Below are 17180 nucleotides of genomic sequence, written 5' to 3' on the forward strand. Positions count from 1 at the left end.
GAAATGAAATTTTATCACGATGAAATTCTGTTAGAATGATAGAAATAGACAAGTCTGTGGGTCTGCCTGACGGGAGGTCCACATATAACGGAGGACATTATGACAGAAGAAAAATTACTGATGGAAAAGTCATTTTATGAAACATTTTTAGTGGATCATGACGTTGCGTCCCATCCCATCGATGTGCTTGGCCAGGCATTCGTGGAGGAGCAGCAGAATGAACCTTACGATTTGACGTTCATCCGCTTTGCACAGGGAGAAGTGTATTTTCACAGCAAGGATTATGAAGCAGCCATCTTTAAGTGGGAAAGCATCATGAATGACCTGGAACCGTGGGCGAAGAAGAATATTGCCGATTCGTACTATGAATTAGGTATGCTTTCGTCTGCAGAGGATGCTTACACCGCGATCCAGACAGAAAGCACGATCCTCACGATGGAAGTGTCCCTGCAATTATTCTCCCTCTATATTGAGCGGAATAAGTTGAAGTCTGCCTATCGCATCATTGAGAAGGCTTTATCTATCGACCCTGATTATCCGAATGTTTCTGCGCTTGCGCGAACATTTTATGAAGAGCAGGGAGATTGGAAGAAAGCCGTTGAACTTGCGGTACAGGAGGCGCTTCGGACAGGTGACCTTTCCTGGTTCGAGGTGCTGAAGGGATATGCCGAAGAAGGCCATACAGGTTCTTTTGCGCCGAATGATTTCTATGATGTATTGATCTCAGGGTATGAAAGGGACCGAAGGCAGTTCAAGGAGCTCGTATCAGCTCTATGGATGAGCTACAGAAGTCAATCGACCGGTCATATCGAATGGATGCAGACGGTCAATACGGTGTTCGAATATGTGGAAGTCCTTCCCAATGAACCGTGGCAGGACGTGCTTACACAATTCGAAGAAGCTTACCTTGGATTCCTTGAAGGTGACCACCTTGTGAAGGAACTGGAGAATTTCATGCCCGGCATGCTGACCAATTGGCTGAAAGTGAGCAGAAATCATGATCCGCTCTTCCCGGCAGCAGCTGTTCTGGCCTGGAACGATGTGTTTTCTTACAGCATCGATCAGGAAGTGACTGAAGAAGCTGAAGAAGTGGTCATGGAAAGTGACAAACATCAGGCCCGTTTCGAGGAAATCCTCCTGTTCCTGAACAAGATCATTGTTTGGTCTGAGCGTAACGATTCGCCTGTAGGCTATAAAACACAGTGGATCGCCGAACAGTTACTCGATCTCGGCGAACAGCATCTCGTAGTGGCAGGAAGCGGATCGAGCGGGAAATCTTCCTTCGTCCAATCTGTACTTGGCGAAAGCGTCGGGGAGGCAGAAGGATCCACCGTCATCTACCGTTATCACAACGAGCAGGTGGAAGTGCAGGAGATCCATGACAAGGGCATCCACAAGGTAGAAAGCATCGCAGATTTTGAAGAACTGATGCAAAGAGAAGCATTCATAGAGTATAGGATCCCATCTGAATTTCTTAAAGAAAACCGGACTGCGATCATCGATGTCCGGACTGGACAGAAGGATCTTGATGATCTGACTTCCTTCTATCCTGCGGCAGACGGATTACTCTATGTGCTGAATGCCGATGCCCCGTTCAATGCAGAGGACCGTCATATCCTCCGGAAATTATCAGACATCGGGCAGCCTGTGAATGTCCATTTCTTATTGAACAAAATGGACAAGGTATCGGATCACACGGAAGAAATCATTGAATCAACCCGGAACAAAGCACGTGAATGGTTCCCAGATGCAGAGGTGCTTCCGTACTCATCCCTCGAAGCTGTCCATCTCCAGCGCAGGGATGTAGACATGTTCATGAACGAACTGCTTGGGGCAAAGGAGCGCAACCTCAAGGCTGACCGGGCTGAGAAGTTATTTTATCTCGTGAGAAAAACGTTAAGAGACCTCTACTCTAAACGAAAGACACGTGAAAATGATTTGAAAGAGACGATTGCCAAAAATGAAGATATCCTTTCCCGACTGAACGGTTTCGAGCATTACTTAGGGGATATGCAGGCGGAAAAGGTATCGGTCATCAAAGATTCTTTCCACGAAAAGAAAGAAGCGATGAAAAAGGAAATCACCGAAAGGGTCCCTGCCATCCTCAGCGGCTGTTCCGAATTGATCAGTGAAGAAAGTGACTTTAGGCAGATTCACATGGAATTGAATGAGGCCATGAACAAACGGATCCAAGAGTATATACAGGGTGATCTGATGCCCCGCTATGTCGCATCCCTTGAAGAATGGCTGGCATTTTCAAAGCACGAACTCCAGGACAGCCAGGTGTATCTGGAGGAAATGAGCGAGACTTTCAATACCCTGTTTGGGAAGGATAAAGTCGTGCTTCAATGCGACTTTCAAGTGATTGATGACTGGCGCAGGGATGTGAACAGAATGGGAACAAGGGCGCAGATCGATAAAGAAAATATTCTTTTGAGATTCAAGCCTGCCCAATTCCTCCTGAAGAGTGCCGGGAAGCTACTAGGCGTCCTGCCCCAGAACAAGTCGCTTCTTCACAATCAATATAAACGCTATTTGGAGAACGAAGATTATCAAGATATCACAGCATCGGTTGTCGATAAATTCTTCCTTCAATTCGACCTGTTCGAGAAATCACTGCAGCAGGATGTCCATTCCTTCTTTGCGGAGCCTTTCAATCAGTTGAAGGTGACGATCAGCGATACGGAAAGAGATATTGCAGCAGATGAAGAGTCATTGAAGAAAATGAAGGCCAATCCGGAACGCTATTTCGATCCGATCACATTGTTTGAAGTGAAGCTGCTTCAGCATGAATATATGGTGAAGGCTGGGTTTGAGGGTTCGCGGAATTATTCTTAACAAAGAGCAGGAGATTCGCCCGATTCATACATGGTTACATTCATAAAAAAAATCCGAACGAATTCGATATTCTCAAGGAATATCGAATTGTTCGGATTTTCTTTTGTCTGCCGTCAGATTAGATCCCTGCGAACGCACCGTCCTGAATGACACGGCCAATAATCCGCTCAAGGGAGTTTTCGGTGTGGATGGAGGAGAAATCCAACCCTAAGTGAACGGCTGTCTGAGCGACTTCGGGGCGGATGCCGGTGAGGATGGTGTTCACGCCCAGCAGGTTTGAAGCATCGATGAGATGAAAGATTTGCTGTGCAACCATCGTATCGATCAGAATCACCCCAGAGAGGTCGATGACCAAGAGGGATAACTGGGCGTCTGCGCTTTGCTTAAGTGTAGAGTCAACGATTGTCCTTGCCCGGTCTGTATCGATGTCCCCGATGATCGGAAGGAGACCGACCCGGGAGGTCAAGGAAATGACAGGGGCGCTTAATTCTTTGATCAGCGCAGACTGGGCTTGAAGCCTGGTCATGAGGATCGACAGGAATGTGGATGTGAAGGTTTCTAAAATATAGTCCAGGGCGAAATTGAGCTTCCGTTCCCATTCGAAAACATCTTTCAGCTGGATGTCCAGTCCGCTTTCATTGACGAACTTTTCGATATATGTCCAGTAAATTCTTCTGAATATACCTGAATTATGAACCACCTCATCCAAGGTTGTATTTGACTTGCTGCGGTCAGAAGCCGTTTCCTTCGTCCAGTCGGAAATCAGAATCTTCGCCTCTTCGGTGGAAACGAGCAGGCATTTGGCCATTACTTTTACATAGTGCCCGTTCTGCTCCTTGATCTTGTCGAGAACTTCCTGAGGAGAATCAATAGAGTAGTCGGATCCGGGTTTGATCTTCTGGCAGCCCAGCCAGTCTTCAGTGATATGTGAGGCGTGACGTACTAAATAATCATGTAATTGAGACGAGTGTGTATGCATACATTCTCCCTTTTAAATCAGCTTATTCTTCTATTTTCCAATCTTATGAAAGGGCTGTCAATCACTATAGGGAAAAATACTTCCCTATGATTTCAACCGATAGAAAGATAGGATAAATGTCCCTTGAAAATATTCTCAATTCTAGTAATTTTCTAATAATAGTTGGTTTTATGAGAAAATGTATGTATAATTATAAATATTAGAAAAAACAAAAAACTTTAGGGGGACAACGATGAAAAAGAAATTCAAGGGATTATTATTAGTGGTAATGATAGGAATGGCAGGGGTTTTAGGGGCCTGCGGAAGCGATGAAGCGAGCGGTGATGGAGACAAAGCAAAAAAATTGGTCGTGGGAACAGATGCGGCTTTTGCACCATTTGAGTATATGAATAAGGGGGAAGTCGTCGGATTTGATATTGATTTCCTTGATGCAGTGATGGAAGAAGCAGGTTATGAATATGATGTGAAAAATATCGGTTGGGATCCATTGTTCGCGGCTGTTCAAGGCGGCAAGGAAGTCGATATGGGGATTTCCGGCATCACGATCAATGATGAGCGCAAGCAAACATACGATTTCTCAAATCCTTATTTTGAGTCGACTCATATGATCATGTTTGGAGAAGATGTGGATATCAAGAGCGCCAATGATCTAAAAGGCTTAAAGATCGGGGTTCAAAACGGTACGACCGGTCAGGAAGCAGCAGAAAAGATCGTCGGAAAGAACAGCTCTGCCATCTCGAAATATGAAAATAACGTCGTTGCCATCACGGCACTGAAGCAAGGACAGGTAGACGCGGTCGTGACGGACAATACGGTTGTAAATGAATACGTGAAAAACAACCCGCAGGATAATTTCAATACGCTGGAAGATCCGGAGAACTTTGAATCTGAATTCTACGGCTTGATGTTCCCGAAAGACAGCGACCTGAAAGCAGAGTTTGACAAAGCGATTAAAGCCGTGATCGAAAGTGGTAAATATGCAGAGATATACAAAGAGTGGTTTGGGAAAGACCCGAACACTGACACATTATTAGAGCAAGCAGAATAAGGAGCAAGGGGCATAGTGAAAGAGGTGAATGCTGGGCCTTCTTGACAGAAGTGAAGGAGGCCCTGATCCTTCTTGGACTATGCCCTTTGTGCATGTCTCATAACCTACTACTATCGAAGCGGTAAGCGGCAGAGCCGCTGACCAGACAAAAGGAGTCATACTATGCTGGATTTCAGATGGGATATTATTGGAGAATATTTACCCTTCTTCTTGAAAGGGGCACTATTGACAATCGGTTTATCGGTGGGCGGTATCTTTCTTGGGATGATTTTCGGACTCCTCATGGGGATCCTGCGGATTTCACCTTACTTGCTCGTACGCACACCTTTCATATGGTACATAAACTTTTTCAGGGGAACGCCTCTGTTCGTACAGATGCTCCTCATCCATTTTGGCGTCATGCCGATGATCATGTCGGAAATCAATCCGGCCGTTTCAGCACTTGTCGCATTGACGTTGAATGCGACGGCTTATATCGCCGAAATCTTCCGGGGCGGGATTCAGTCCATTGACCGTGGCCAGATGGAAGCGGCACGCTCCCTCGGGATGACCAATATTCAGGCGATGCGCTATATCATCATCCCGCAGGCATTCAAACGGATGATCCCGCCACTTGGCAATGAATTCATCGTACTGTTGAAGGATTCATCTCTTGCAGCGGTCATCGCTGCACCGGAGCTCATGTACTGGGGCCGTGCCATGCAGGGGCAGTATTACCGGGTATGGGAGCCGTATCTCGCGGTGGCAATCATTTATTTAATCCTTACTCTATCACTTACGTATCTACTAAACTACATTGAGCGGAGGATGGCAACCGAATGATTAAAGCAGTGAATCTAAAAAAGTCCTTTGGGGAATTAGAAGTATTGAAAGATATCAACGTAAAAGTGGAGCCCCAGGAAGTGGTCGTCGTCATCGGCCCATCCGGTTCGGGGAAATCGACATTCCTCCGGTGCCTGAATCTATTAGAATCGATCACCGACGGTCATGTATATATCAAGGGTCAGGACATCACCGATAAGAAAACGGATATCAATAAAGTGCGGACAGATGTCGGAATGGTTTTTCAACAATTCAACCTCTTCCCTCATAAAACCGTGATTCAAAACATCATGCTCTCTCCCATGAAGGTGAGAAAATGGTCCAAGGAAAAGGCAGAACAAAAAGCATTGGAACTTCTCGAGAAGGTGGGGCTTGCAGAGAAGGCGTACGTGTATCCCGACTCTCTATCGGGCGGGCAGAAGCAGCGTGTCGCCATCGCCAGGGCACTCGCCATGGAGCCTGAAATCATGCTGTTCGATGAACCGACCTCTGCACTCGATCCTGAGATGGTCGGAGAAGTGCTTGAAGTCATGAAGCAGCTCGCCAAAGAGGGGATGACCATGGTCGTCGTCACCCATGAAATGGGCTTCGCAAGAGAAGTGGGGGACCGGGTGATCTTCATGGACGGCGGCTTCATCGTCGAAGAAAACAAACCGGCCGAGCTCTTCGGAAACCCGAAACATGAACGCACCCAGGCATTTTTGGGGAAAGTATTATAGAAAAGAGTGCTTGTGAATGAGAGAGGTCCTGTATGGGGCCTCTTTTGGTGTATATATGTAAGTAAATATGGGGGTGTGACGGGTATATTTTCAAATCTCCCAGGTTTGTTTTCAAAAATGAGGATTTATTTTCAAAACGCGCAGGTTTATTTTCAAAAACAAACATTTATTTTCAATTCCACCCCTCATATGTTCGAAAAAGGAGCCCCACAGAGAGGCTCCTTTTCTTATGCAGACAAATTCCTGTGCACAATGGAGTAAAGCTGTTTACGTGCCCGGTGAAACCGGGTTTTGACCGTTGCGGGTGAGAGGTTCAGCATGAGGGCGATCTCCTTGTCACTCAGGTCGGACGTTACTTTCAGACGCATGACTTCCTGCTGGGATGCTGGCAGTCGGTCGATGTTGGATTGGACGCTGCTCTTGAGGAAAAGGGCTTCGACTGTCTCTTCCGTCCCGTTCTGTTCCTGAAGGGGATGCCGTTCTTCATGACTTTCAATGCACACTTCATTGCGCTTCGATTGTTTCCGCAGGAAGTCGATGGCCGTACAGCGGGCGATCGACGTGAGCCATGCTTTGATCTTCCTTCTGTCCATAAGCGTGTCGATTTTCATATAGGCTTTCAGGAAAGTTTCCTGGACGATGTCCTGAGAGAGGTGGACGTCCTTTGTCAGGTTGTATGCGATATGGTAGATCAGCTTGTGAAATTGTTCGTACATCTCCTCAAAGCGGGGAGGAGGTGATGATTCAAGAATATCCATTTGGTCACCTCGCGTTCTAGTGTAGGTTGTTTAATTGCTCCACGATACCAGAAGGTGCATCGTCGGCTTTCAAGCTTCTGATTTCAATTTGCCGGGCCATTTTATATTTGATGGCCACTAAATATTTATTCGCCTGTTGCGGATACCTCAATTGCTTCAAGAGCGGACCGATTTCGGCAGGGTCATCCAATTTGATTCCTTTGTTGTCCCTGATCAGATCCAGGACCTCTTGTTCTGCTTCCATACTGTTGAGAACTTGTTTGCCGTCGCGCTCCTGATCAATGACATACATCCAATCGATGTCGGAATCTTTGGTCGTCACATCATCGAAATACCCGTTGTCTTTCAACCAAGCTTCGAATGCTGTGTAGTCAGGGTTGATCTCTACTTGAAACCATTGGTCTTCTGAGAGCTCGAAATTGACACTGCAAAGGTTGACCCTGTCCCTGTCTTCAACCGTAGTGGAATAGATTTCTTCTTTTAAAATCTTTAATACTTCGTTGATTTGTCTCGGATCGGTGACCTCTACGCTTTCCCTCATGCCCATGTCAGGAGAAATCGTCAGCCTGTCGATCTTTTTTGGATTCACACTATAAATCTGCTCTGTATTTTCTTTGAAATCCTTCATTTCATAAAGTGAGGCGTAGGCGGCTGCCACTTCATCCATGTGAAGCGAATAATTTCTAACCAGTTTGCTGCCATCCTTCATTTTGTAATAAAGAAAGACTTGCTCCCGGCGGTCGTCCGTCGAAGAGATAAGTTCCTCTTTCCGGATGATTTCACTATGAAGATTGATCACGGCTTCAATCGCCTTCGGATCTGTCATAAACGGATCCTTGATCAGGTTATCCGGGTTGTCGACCAACGAGTAGTAGCTCTGACTGATGTGTACTTTTTCCACATCGGCGACATCCGGTACCTTTTCTTCATATTGAAAGAGGTCAGTCTGAATCAGGAAACAGATGAGGGCGAATGAAACGGCGAATCCTGCATAACCCTTCCAGTGGCGGAACACTCTCCAGTTCTTCTGCAGGATCATTTCTCCGATATAGTAACCTATGAAAGAACCAATGAAATAACCGAACCAGGACCACTCTTGCGACTGATACAGCGCAAAAAAATACGAGCCGCCAATGAGCGTAAAACATAATGCGACGCCGTATTGGAACACGGGTCTCAAGAAAGGATAGACAATGGTCTGTGAAGCGAACTCCGCTTTTCTTATGTCGTACAGCTTATATGATAAACCGTAGAATATGAGCGTGATTGCTGCGAACAGCACGATATCGGTCCGGGTGAACAGCGCATTCTCCAGGTATACCGCCTTGATGAGCGGAGAGTATTTCTCGATTTCGACATTGAAAAAATAATCCTCTGGAAATCCGAATAACAGAGTGTTCAAGCTGGAGGAGATGAGCATGAAGATCCCGGCCGGCAGCAGGAGCAGAATATACGTCAAGGCTCCCTGCACGGCAGTCAATCCTGTGATCATCGCCACAAAGGTTGCGAAAGTGAATAGAAGCAGGCTCATGATGGACATATCTCTGCACCATAAGAGGATGTCCTTGATGTCAATGTATTGTTGCAGGTCAGTGACCGTATATAGCGTGATCAGAATGATCGTATTGAGTACAATCGGTATGATGAGAAGGGCAAACCCCAACCATGTGTAATGGAAAAAGAGGGTTCCTCTTCTGATCGGGAGACTGTGCATGAAGTCTCCTGATTGCTTCACATGTACATAACGGAACAGGAATAATGAGAGAATGACCGGAATAAACAGCATCAATCCCATTTGGAACGGATATTGCACCTTGAATAAATTCTCGTATATCGCAACCGGATAGAATTGCGGGTCTCTCGATAATTGACCGATGATATTCACCGGCAGTGCAAACAGCAGTCCCACAAAATAAACGATGCCCACCCATCCAACATTCCGAAGGCTTTGTATAATGATTTCTTTATTAATCCATGATGTTTTGGATGGCATAGCCCACGTCCTCCATTTCATAAATGAATATTTCCTCCAGGGTAAGCGGCAGCAGATCAAAAATCACCGGATGATAGGTGTCGATGATGCTTCTTACCTGGGTTTCGTCGCCCCGGACAATGCATAGTGACACACTTCCGCGAATTTCCCGGTGCAGGAGGTCCAATTGCATGAACAGCTCTTCCGGTATGTCACCTTTGAATGCGAGCTGGACTTTATGGATGCCTGATTTGAGGTCATCAAGCTCCTTCTCGAGTAAAAATGTCCCCTGGTGCAAAATCCCGATATGATCACAAATGTCTTCCACTTCCCGCAGGTTGTGAGAAGAAATGATGATCGTCATGTCCCGGTTGGCCACTTCAGAAATCAGGACGTTTTTGACTTTTTTCCTGACGACGGGATCCAGTCCGTCCATCGGCTCATCCAATAGGAGGACATCCGGCTGTGTGGCGAGGGCGAGGATGAATGCCGCCTGCCTCTGGACACCTTTTGAGAATTTGTGAAGCTTCTTTTGCGGGTCGATCCCGAAAGAATGCGTCAAAGACTGATAGAATCCCTGATTCCAACGACTATATGTGCTTTGATAGAAACGCGCCATTTGGGTCAACGTATAATGGGCAAAGAAAAAGGGTTGATCAGGGATGAAAAACAACGTTTCCTTCGCATCGATATTTTCATAGACACATTCATTCCCCACGCTGACCTCGCCTTTTTCAGGATGAAGCACGCCGGCAATCGTCTTCAACAAGGTTGTTTTACCTGCGCCGTTTGATCCGAGCAGGCCATAGATTGAGCCCTGCTCCACGGAAAAGGTGATATCATGAAGGATTTCGGTATCTTCGAAAGATTTACTGACTTCTTTAATGTCAATCATCCGTTTGGTTCCCCCCTGTCGACGCCTCGATTTCTGCAATCATCTGCCGTAAGTCTTCCGGTGTGATCCCGAGATACAGCGCTTCAGATAATAATTTGGCCAATTCTTCTTTTACTTTCATGATTTTCTCACCGTTTTGAATGTGGCTTGAAGGATTAACAAAGCTCCCCCGTCCTTTCACTGAATAAATGTACCTTTGCGTTTCCAATTCTCTATACGCTTTTTGGATTGTGTTTGGATTTATGGTCAGCTGCTGGGCCAATGCACGAACAGAAGGTAACTGTTCGTCCGGTTTCAGCACTTCATTGATGATCAGTTCCTTTAATTTCTCGACAAGCTGCTCATAAATGGGCTTGCGACTTCTTAAATCAAGCTCAAACATATCCACCCTCCCAACTGTATGTACTGTACTATTTGTCTTAATACAGTTTAGTATATAGTAAGTTCTTCCATTTTAGAAGAGGGAAAATAAAAAATTTAAGGTCAGGTATCCGTATCCCTTCAGTAAAAGGAAATTTATGTTAGCATTAAATCATAACTTAGTGGAAAAGGAGATTCATATGAACGGACACGAACCGATTTTATCAATCAAAGATTTAAAGAAGAGTTACGGTAGTAAGGATGTGTTGAAGGGCGTCGACCTGGATGTCTTCGAAGGACAGATCATCGGCTACATCGGGCCGAACGGTGCAGGGAAAAGCACAACCGTCAAAATTATCCTTGGCCTAGAAGAAGGCTATTCGGGCCGGGTGACACTGTTCGGAAAGGATATTTCCTCCGGATCGGCAGCATACAAAAAAAGAATCGGGTACGTTCCTGAAATGGCAGACTTATATGATAATCTGACGGCAGAGGAATACCTTACCTTCATGGGCGAGTTATACGGGCTCGAGCAGGAGAAGGCGGGGGAGAAGGCCGGAAAGCTCATGGAGTTATTTGGATTATCCCAAGTCTATGACTCAAGGATCGCATCCTTTTCAAAAGGGATGAAACAGAAGGTCCTGATCATTTCGAGTTTATTACATAATCCCGATGTGTTATTCCTCGATGAACCGATCAACGGACTGGATGCCAATTCTGTCATGATCTTTAAAGAACTGCTGGCCCAGCTGGCCGCTCAGGGAAAGACGATCTTCTATTCTTCCCACATCATGGATGTTGTAGAAAAGATCAGTAACCGTATCATTCTTCTGCACAACGGACAGATCATGGCAGATGGAAGCTTTGAAGAGTTAAAGAATCAGAATATGGAAGGGTCCCTTGAAGAAATCTTCAACCAATTAACCGGGTTCGATGAACATAAGGAAACGGCTGCAGACATCGTCTCTGTCGTGCAAGAGGTGTGAGTATGAAGGAATTCCGTACACTGCTGTTCTTGGATTGGTTTCGCTGGTTGTTTACGAGATTGGGGGTTGATTACCGTCTGCTGAGAAAGATCCTGCAGGTGAAACTGACGATGGACCAAAGGCGGGTCCCGACGATTTTTCAGCAGCAAGGAAGCAGGCAGGGGAAGGATGAAAACCGCTTTATTAAATCCCTGTGGGTATATGCCCTGTTTGGGTTGTTCGTCATCCCGTTCATTCTGATGGAGGATCAATACCTCTTTCAAATGAGCATCACCTTTGCCGTTTTGATGTTCATCGTCATGACCTCGATGATTTCCGATTTTTCGGTCGTGCTCCTTGATATCCGGGACCATACGATTCTACATACAAAGCCTGTTGAAAGAAAAACGATCAGTCTCGCCAAAACACTTCATATATTCATTTATCTCTTTTTCCTGACGGGCTCCCTGACGGCGATTCCGCTGGTGGTGGCCTTGATCAATCAAGGATTTCCATTCTTCCTGATTTTCCTGGGGGAAATCATTTTGATGAACATATTCATTGTCGCGTTGACGGCCATGCTCTATTATTTCATCCTGCAGTACTTTGACGGGGAAAAGCTGAAAGACATCATCAACTATGTGCAGATTGGATTATCGATCGGGCTTGCGGTCGGGTATCAGGTTGTGGCCCGCTCCTTTGAATTTGTTGATGTGTCTATTTCGTTTACACCGAGCTGGTGGAATTTGTTTCTGCCTCCGATGTGGTTCGGTGCCGTATTTGAATGGCTGCTGAACGGGAATGGGCAGGGGATGATCCTGCTCCTCTCATGCATCGCCGTCATCGTCCCGTTCACTGCCCTGATGCTGTATGTGAAAGTATTGCCTGCTTTTGAGAAGAATCTTCAGAAGCTGTCTTCCCACAGCGGGAAAAAGAAGAAACGTTCCTTCCGGTTCGGAGACAGGCTGATGCAGGTCTTTTCCCACTCAAACGAAGAGCGGGCATTTTACCGGTTTGCCGGTGACATGATGAAAAATGAAAGGGAGTTCAAATTGAAGGTGTATCCATCCCTGGGATTCGCGATTATCATACCCTTCATTTTCATCTTCAACGGGCTGATGGGACGGTCAAGGGAGGATCTACTGACGTCCCCGATGTATTTATCGATCTATTCATGCTTCATCGTCATCCCGACCGTGGTGATGATGCTGGGCTATTCAGGTAAATACAAAGGCGCGTGGGTGTATAAAGTGGCACCTGTCAAAAGCAGGGCTTCCATTTATAAAGGCGTATTGAAAGCATTCCTGGTGAAGCTGTTCCTTCCGTTATTTGCCCTGATCAGTACCATATTTATCTTTCTATTCGGGTTCCGCATCATCCCGGAGATCATCATCGTGCTCATCAGTGCGTGTATCTTCACCGTCGCATGCATCGGTTTAATGAAGGGGAAGCTTCCTTTTTCCGAAAGCTTCGAAGGCATCCAGCAAAGCGACAGCTGGAAGGTGCTTCCCTTTTACCTGATCGCCGGCGTGTTTTTCGGCCTGCACTATGCAGCCCTTCAGCTTCCCTTCGGTGTCCCGGTCTATCTCATCCTCCTGTTGATCACGAACTTGGTTCTTTGGAAAACGGTCATCAAGGAATCATGAGCGCTGCGTCATTTGGGCTGCGGTGGTATAAAGTGCTACCGGTTTGGAAGGATAAATGATAGATCTTCTTATGCCTTATCTTTGACAAAGAAAGTTCATTGCGTGCAAAATGATAGTATTCAAAATATGAAGAGGGGAGGAGAGAGTGATGGATTGGTTCAGTGAATTAAATCCTGCTGTACAGGCTTTGTTCGGAGGCATGCTGACGTGGGGGCTGACGGCCCTCGGGGCAGCGACTGTGTTTTTCTTTACGAAAATTGAAAAGCATACGTTGAATATGATGCTGGGGTTTGCGGCAGGCGTGATGATCGCCGCATCGTTTTGGTCGCTGCTAGCTCCTTCGATCGAGTTCAGTGAGCAGAACGGCCAGATTCCATGGCTCGCTCCTGCCATCGGTTTCCTGCTTGGAGGATTATTTATCAGAGGATTGGATTTCGTCGTTCCCCATCTGCATCTCGGAAACGAATCGGAAAAGGCGGAAGGTCCTCCGACTAAATTCAAGAAATCCACATTATTGTTTCTCGCCATCACCCTTCATAATATACCTGAAGGCCTTGCCATCGGGGTGGCATTCGGTGCTGCTTCCCTTGGTCTCGGCGATGCAACGCTGGTAGGGGCGATCGGTCTGACGATCGGGATCGGCATTCAGAATATGCCGGAAGGTGCCGCCCTTTCGATTCCGCTGCGGGGGGACGGCATGTCCAGGGTGAAATCCTTTCACTACGGACAGCTCTCGGCCATTGTCGAACCGATTGCCGCTGTAATCGGCGCGGCTGCGGTCCTGTTGGTGCAGCCGATTCTCCCATACGCCCTGGCATTTGCGGCAGGTGCAATGATATTCGTCGTGGTAGAGGAACTGATTCCCGAATCTCAATCTTCTGGAAGTACGGATCTTGCCACCTTAGGCCTGATGCTCGGCTTCGTCGTCATGATGATCCTCGACGTCGCATTGGGATAAGTCAAGAAAGCATGCGGTTTCGGCCGGATGCTTTTTTCATTTCCAATAAATAGTATAATGGTGGGAGGAGGGGAATGTATGAAAATAGGACTCGTTCGTCATTTTAAAGTAACAAGGGGTTACCCGGCGTCACGTGTGAACAGCGAAGAGCTGATGAAGTGGGTGGAAGAATACGATGCCTCTGATGTAGAAGAGAATGAAGTGGATCTTGGAGGTGTCAACTGGGGGAGCTGCTATTCAAGTGACTTACAGAGGGCCCGAACCACTGCAGAAACCGTGTATGGCGGCGACATTCACTACTTGGAGGAATTAAGGGAAATCAGGCTTGCCCCTTTATTCCGTTCAGAGCGGAAGCTGCCACTCTTCCTCCATCTCTTGATGATAAGGCTCGCCTGGTGGTGTAACCACCGTTCGCAGCCTGAAAGCAGGCGTGAAGTGGAGAAAAGAATCAACATCATCGTCGACCGGCTCATCGAGGAAGGGAAGGATGTCCTCGTTGTGGGACACGGCGGCATCATGATGTATATTAGGAAAGCTTTGCTGAAGCGGGGGTTCACAGGTCCGTCTTTCAGAAGGCCCGCCAACGGAAAAGTGTACATGTATGAAGATAAAATCAGTTGATTCCGTAGAAAGGAGGCAGCATATATGGAAAGAGTACATTCATTAGACAGCATCCAATCCACACTGGAGAAGGAAACCATCGTTTTATTATACATATCAAGGCCGGACTGCTCTGTATGCTACGGACTCCTGCCCCAGGTGGAGCGGGTGTTGGAAGCGCATCAATCGGTCGTTTCCATCCAGGCAGATGCAGATGAAATCCCGGAAATCGCAGGAAGATTCTCTGTCTTCACCGTTCCCGTGATCATCGTATTTGTTGAAGGGAAGGAAATGTTCAGAAAGGCACGCTTCGTTCCTATAGACGAACTGAACAGCCAAATCGGCCGCCTCACCGGCATGATGGAAAATTAAACAAACGTTTGTTTAAGAACTGAAAACGTGACAACAGCAACCCTGAACGGACTAAACGATCGTTTAACAGATTGAATGAACAATCACCGGGAACAAAGTTTGGAGCTGGTAGTGGACGGCTCTTTTTTCTTTGTGGTGAGTGCTGTTCACTGGACACTGAAGGAGGGGAAGATACGCCATGGAGAAAAAGAAATGTATGCTTCACGTGAGTGGAATATTCATCTGTTTTATCATGTTCGTTTTAGGAATGATATTTTATGATCGATCCGCTCTATTTATTCTGATGGGAATATGGGGATTATCAGGTGCTTCTATTCTGTTATTCAGACTGTTAATGAAAAGGAATATTGGGGAATTCATCGATAAATGATTAAGTAAAAAGAGAATTAGCACCACAAGCCGGGTCCCGAAGTAAAAATTATCCCCACACTTGAAACCATTCCATCCGATCAAACGACTAATAAGGACAGTAAAGGAGGGGTGGCCATTGAAAGAAGATCATGCCGGGCTGGAAGAACTTTACGAAACGTATTTTAATGATGTGTATCATTATTTACTCTACTTCACCAACAATCAATCCGAAGCAGAAGACCTCACGCAGGACACCTTTATGCGGGTGTTCAAAAGCTACCACAGCTTCAATCATCATTCCTCGCCGAAAACATGGATTATCTCCATTGCCAGGCGTACAGCCATTGACCACTATCGAAAGCGAAAACTCATTTCACTGCTGCCGGACGTCATCTTGAATCTGCGGAGGAGTGAAGAGGGAATTCCTGATGAAGAAATGGAAAAGAACGAAGAATGGGAAGTGGTGCAGCAGGCCCTTTTAACATTAAAGCCCGATTATCGAAATGTCGTGATTCTCAGGGGTTTAAGAGAATACTCTGTGAAAGAAACCGCAGCCATCCTCGAATGCAAGCCATCGAAGGTGAAGGTGGATTATCACCGGGCAATCAAATTGTTGAAGAAGCAGCTGGGACATTCCATTGGAGAGGCGGTGCTGGAACATGAGCGGAAAATCCAATGATAAATTTCTTCAGTCTTTGAAAAACAGACCAGATCTTGCTCCGCGGAAAGCATTCAAGCAAGAGCTGAAAACCAAATTATTCGAAGAAATGGAAGGTCAGAAAATCAGCAGGCCACAATGGGGCAGGTGGATCCCGAATCTGCTGGCGGCAGCATTTATCATGGCGGGAATCCTTTTTACAGTTGAACTGATTGATTTCGGTAAAGACGGGCAGAATGCAGAACAGCAGGTAGACATTGTGAAACAAGACCCGGCTCCCCAGGAAGTAACTGAACTCAGTGAATCGCTCGCCGACAAACTGATCGCAGTGGCGTTCAACCGCTATGATTCCATCCTGAATGATGAGGGTGGAGAAACATTTACGTATAAAGGCGAAACGTACCGATATATGAGTGAGCCATTTGATTCAGAGGAAAAGGTGATCAGCTACCTGGCCGAAAGCTTTACCGTCGACGCTGCCCGGCAAATGATCAAGGATCATCCCTTTGTGGTGCACGACGGGAAACTGGCGCAGCCGGATGTCGCCTATCAAAGCGATGATATGTGGACTAATACGTTAGCGGTCAAAGTGAAGACAACCGACACGATGGGTGATGTCACCTATGAAATTCCCAATGCCGGGCACAGGGATGGAGTGACCGTCGAAAGCTTCAGGGTGATATTTGATCACGGATGGAAGTTCAGCGTGGTGATGCCATTTTCACACAATGAAATCGAGAAAAGCGATAATGACGGATTCTCTTTGACGGTGGAGGAAAAGGAAGCGTACCAGGCATTTGCAGAAGACCCGACCGAAGTCCATCTTCACGGACTGTCACCGATCAGTATTGCAAAGGTTTATGTGCAGGCATTATTGGACGGACGACCGGACCTTGTTTATGAATTGTACACAGACCGACGTGAATTTGTTCAGTGGTCAAAGGAAGAAGATGAGAATATGACCGCATCACACCGGGCTACAAAGGAACATATTCTGCAAACCTATAAGGGGATCGGCAGCGGAGAATTCATTCAAACGAGTGATAAAACTGGATATATCAAATATGATAACGGAAGGGAAGGTGGAGGCGGTTTTCAGATGGTGAAGGACGAAGACGGCTACTGGAGCGTAAGGTTCATGCCGATTCAATAGATGCATATTTAATAGTGAAAATGGGGGCTGCAGTTGAAGCAGCCCTTTTGTCATGGGAGGGGATAGGCATATAATAGATGGAATAA

At 46.4% G+C, this 17180-nt stretch carries 16 protein-coding genes; 11 read left to right on the forward strand and 5 right to left on the reverse strand.

Going from position 1 to position 17180, the window contains the following annotated elements:
* Window positions 1-99: 99 nt before the first annotated feature.
* Window positions 100-2838, forward strand: a complete 2739-nt coding sequence (locus KH172YL63_RS02195; protein WP_173104574.1) for a GTP-binding protein — start codon at window positions 100-102, stop codon at window positions 2836-2838.
* A 118-nt stretch (window positions 2839-2956) separates the two neighbouring features.
* On the opposite strand, the gene KH172YL63_RS02200 is transcribed toward KH172YL63_RS02195, so the two are convergent.
* On the reverse strand, window positions 2957-3817 hold the full coding sequence (locus KH172YL63_RS02200; RefSeq protein WP_173104575.1) for an STAS domain-containing protein: 861 nt from the start codon (window positions 3815-3817) through the stop codon (window positions 2957-2959).
* Window positions 3818-4049: 232 nt separating this feature from the next.
* Here KH172YL63_RS02200 and KH172YL63_RS02205 point away from each other — a divergent pair, with 232 nt between their 5' ends.
* The 3 genes from KH172YL63_RS02205 to KH172YL63_RS02215 all read left to right on the forward strand — a co-directional run bounded on the left by KH172YL63_RS02205 (window position 4050) and on the right by KH172YL63_RS02215 (window position 6406).
* Window positions 4050-4865 (forward strand): basic amino acid ABC transporter substrate-binding protein, encoded by an 816-nt coding sequence (locus KH172YL63_RS02205; RefSeq protein ID WP_173104576.1) that lies wholly within the window; start codon window positions 4050-4052, stop codon window positions 4863-4865.
* Between the two features lie 162 nt (window positions 4866-5027).
* Entirely contained in the window at window positions 5028-5687 is a 660-nt protein-coding gene (locus KH172YL63_RS02210; protein ID WP_232066100.1) for an amino acid ABC transporter permease, read from the forward strand.
* Window positions 5684-6406: an amino acid ABC transporter ATP-binding protein gene (locus KH172YL63_RS02215; protein WP_173104577.1), complete on the forward strand. Its 723-nt coding sequence runs from the start codon at window positions 5684-5686 to the stop codon at window positions 6404-6406. Before KH172YL63_RS02210 ends, KH172YL63_RS02215 begins: the two co-directional genes overlap by 4 nt.
* Window positions 6407-6633: 227 nt before the next feature.
* Here the strand turns inward: KH172YL63_RS02215 and KH172YL63_RS02220 are convergent, their stop codons facing one another.
* Genes KH172YL63_RS02220 through KH172YL63_RS02235 form a run of 4 tightly spaced genes read right to left on the reverse strand, consistent with a single transcriptional unit; the run spans window position 6634 to window position 10413 of the window.
* The gene (locus tag KH172YL63_RS02220; RefSeq protein ID WP_173104578.1) at window positions 6634-7164 is read right to left on the reverse strand and encodes an RNA polymerase sigma factor; all 531 of its coding nucleotides are present in this window, start codon (window positions 7162-7164) and stop codon (window positions 6634-6636) included.
* 16 nt (window positions 7165-7180) lie between these two features.
* Entirely contained in the window at window positions 7181-9157 is a 1977-nt protein-coding gene (locus KH172YL63_RS02225) for a DUF6449 domain-containing protein (RefSeq protein ID WP_173104579.1), read from the reverse strand.
* A complete protein-coding gene (locus KH172YL63_RS02230) occupies window positions 9132-10031 on the reverse strand; it encodes an ABC transporter ATP-binding protein (protein ID WP_173104580.1) in 900 nt (299 codons plus the stop codon). The genes KH172YL63_RS02225 and KH172YL63_RS02230 overlap by 26 nt, the downstream gene beginning before the upstream one ends.
* The gene (locus KH172YL63_RS02235) at window positions 10024-10413 is read right to left on the reverse strand and encodes a GntR family transcriptional regulator (protein WP_173104581.1); all 390 of its coding nucleotides are present in this window, start codon (window positions 10411-10413) and stop codon (window positions 10024-10026) included. The genes KH172YL63_RS02230 and KH172YL63_RS02235 overlap by 8 nt, the downstream gene beginning before the upstream one ends.
* Before the next feature lie 178 nt (window positions 10414-10591).
* On the opposite strand from KH172YL63_RS02235, the gene KH172YL63_RS02240 reads away from it, so the two are divergent.
* From KH172YL63_RS02240 to KH172YL63_RS02270, 7 genes are all read left to right on the forward strand, one after another.
* A complete protein-coding gene (locus KH172YL63_RS02240) occupies window positions 10592-11377 on the forward strand; it encodes an ABC transporter ATP-binding protein (protein WP_173104582.1) in 786 nt (261 codons plus the stop codon).
* A gap of 2 nt (window positions 11378-11379) precedes the next feature.
* Window positions 11380-13002, forward strand: coding sequence for a hypothetical protein (locus KH172YL63_RS02245; RefSeq protein WP_173104583.1), 1623 nt, complete (start codon window positions 11380-11382; stop codon window positions 13000-13002).
* Between the two features lie 145 nt (window positions 13003-13147).
* Window positions 13148-13960: a ZIP family metal transporter gene (locus tag KH172YL63_RS02250; protein WP_197747086.1), complete on the forward strand. Its 813-nt coding sequence runs from the start codon at window positions 13148-13150 to the stop codon at window positions 13958-13960.
* Between the two features lie 78 nt (window positions 13961-14038).
* Window positions 14039-14581, forward strand: a complete 543-nt coding sequence (locus tag KH172YL63_RS02255; protein ID WP_173104585.1) for a histidine phosphatase family protein — start codon at window positions 14039-14041, stop codon at window positions 14579-14581.
* 24 nt (window positions 14582-14605) lie between these two features.
* A complete protein-coding gene (locus tag KH172YL63_RS02260; protein ID WP_173104586.1) occupies window positions 14606-14932 on the forward strand; it encodes a thioredoxin family protein in 327 nt (108 codons plus the stop codon).
* A gap of 430 nt (window positions 14933-15362) precedes the next feature.
* The gene (locus KH172YL63_RS02265; protein ID WP_269475184.1) at window positions 15363-15962 is read left to right on the forward strand and encodes an RNA polymerase sigma factor; all 600 of its coding nucleotides are present in this window, start codon (window positions 15363-15365) and stop codon (window positions 15960-15962) included.
* A complete protein-coding gene (locus KH172YL63_RS02270; RefSeq protein ID WP_173104587.1) occupies window positions 15943-17094 on the forward strand; it encodes a DL-endopeptidase inhibitor IseA family protein in 1152 nt (383 codons plus the stop codon). Before KH172YL63_RS02265 ends, KH172YL63_RS02270 begins: the two co-directional genes overlap by 20 nt.
* The last annotated feature ends 86 nt before the right edge of the window (window positions 17095-17180 follow it).

It is taken from the genome of Bacillus sp. KH172YL63, assembly GCF_011398925.1.
Taxonomy (GTDB): domain Bacteria; phylum Bacillota; class Bacilli; order Bacillales; family Bacillaceae_B; genus Rossellomorea.

Coding starts and splice junctions, on each gene's coding strand:
- KH172YL63_RS02195 (WP_173104574.1), top strand. CDS start 100: ATGACAGAAGAAAAATTACTGATGGAAAAGTCATTTTATGAAACATTT.
- KH172YL63_RS02200 (WP_173104575.1), bottom strand. CDS start 3,817: ATGCATACACACTCGTCTCAATTACATGATTATTTAGTACGTCACGCC.
- KH172YL63_RS02205 (WP_173104576.1), top strand. CDS start 4,050: ATGAAAAAGAAATTCAAGGGATTATTATTAGTGGTAATGATAGGAATG.
- KH172YL63_RS02210 (WP_232066100.1), top strand. CDS start 5,028: ATGCTGGATTTCAGATGGGATATTATTGGAGAATATTTACCCTTCTTC.
- KH172YL63_RS02215 (WP_173104577.1), top strand. CDS start 5,684: ATGATTAAAGCAGTGAATCTAAAAAAGTCCTTTGGGGAATTAGAAGTA.
- KH172YL63_RS02220 (WP_173104578.1), bottom strand. CDS start 7,164: ATGGATATTCTTGAATCATCACCTCCTCCCCGCTTTGAGGAGATGTAC.
- KH172YL63_RS02225 (WP_173104579.1), bottom strand. CDS start 9,157: ATGCCATCCAAAACATCATGGATTAATAAAGAAATCATTATACAAAGC.
- KH172YL63_RS02230 (WP_173104580.1), bottom strand. CDS start 10,031: ATGATTGACATTAAAGAAGTCAGTAAATCTTTCGAAGATACCGAAATC.
- KH172YL63_RS02235 (WP_173104581.1), bottom strand. CDS start 10,413: ATGTTTGAGCTTGATTTAAGAAGTCGCAAGCCCATTTATGAGCAGCTT.
- KH172YL63_RS02240 (WP_173104582.1), top strand. CDS start 10,592: ATGAACGGACACGAACCGATTTTATCAATCAAAGATTTAAAGAAGAGT.
- KH172YL63_RS02245 (WP_173104583.1), top strand. CDS start 11,380: ATGAAGGAATTCCGTACACTGCTGTTCTTGGATTGGTTTCGCTGGTTG.
- KH172YL63_RS02255 (WP_173104585.1), top strand. CDS start 14,039: ATGAAAATAGGACTCGTTCGTCATTTTAAAGTAACAAGGGGTTACCCG.
- KH172YL63_RS02260 (WP_173104586.1), top strand. CDS start 14,606: ATGGAAAGAGTACATTCATTAGACAGCATCCAATCCACACTGGAGAAG.
- KH172YL63_RS02270 (WP_173104587.1), top strand. CDS start 15,943: ATGAGCGGAAAATCCAATGATAAATTTCTTCAGTCTTTGAAAAACAGA.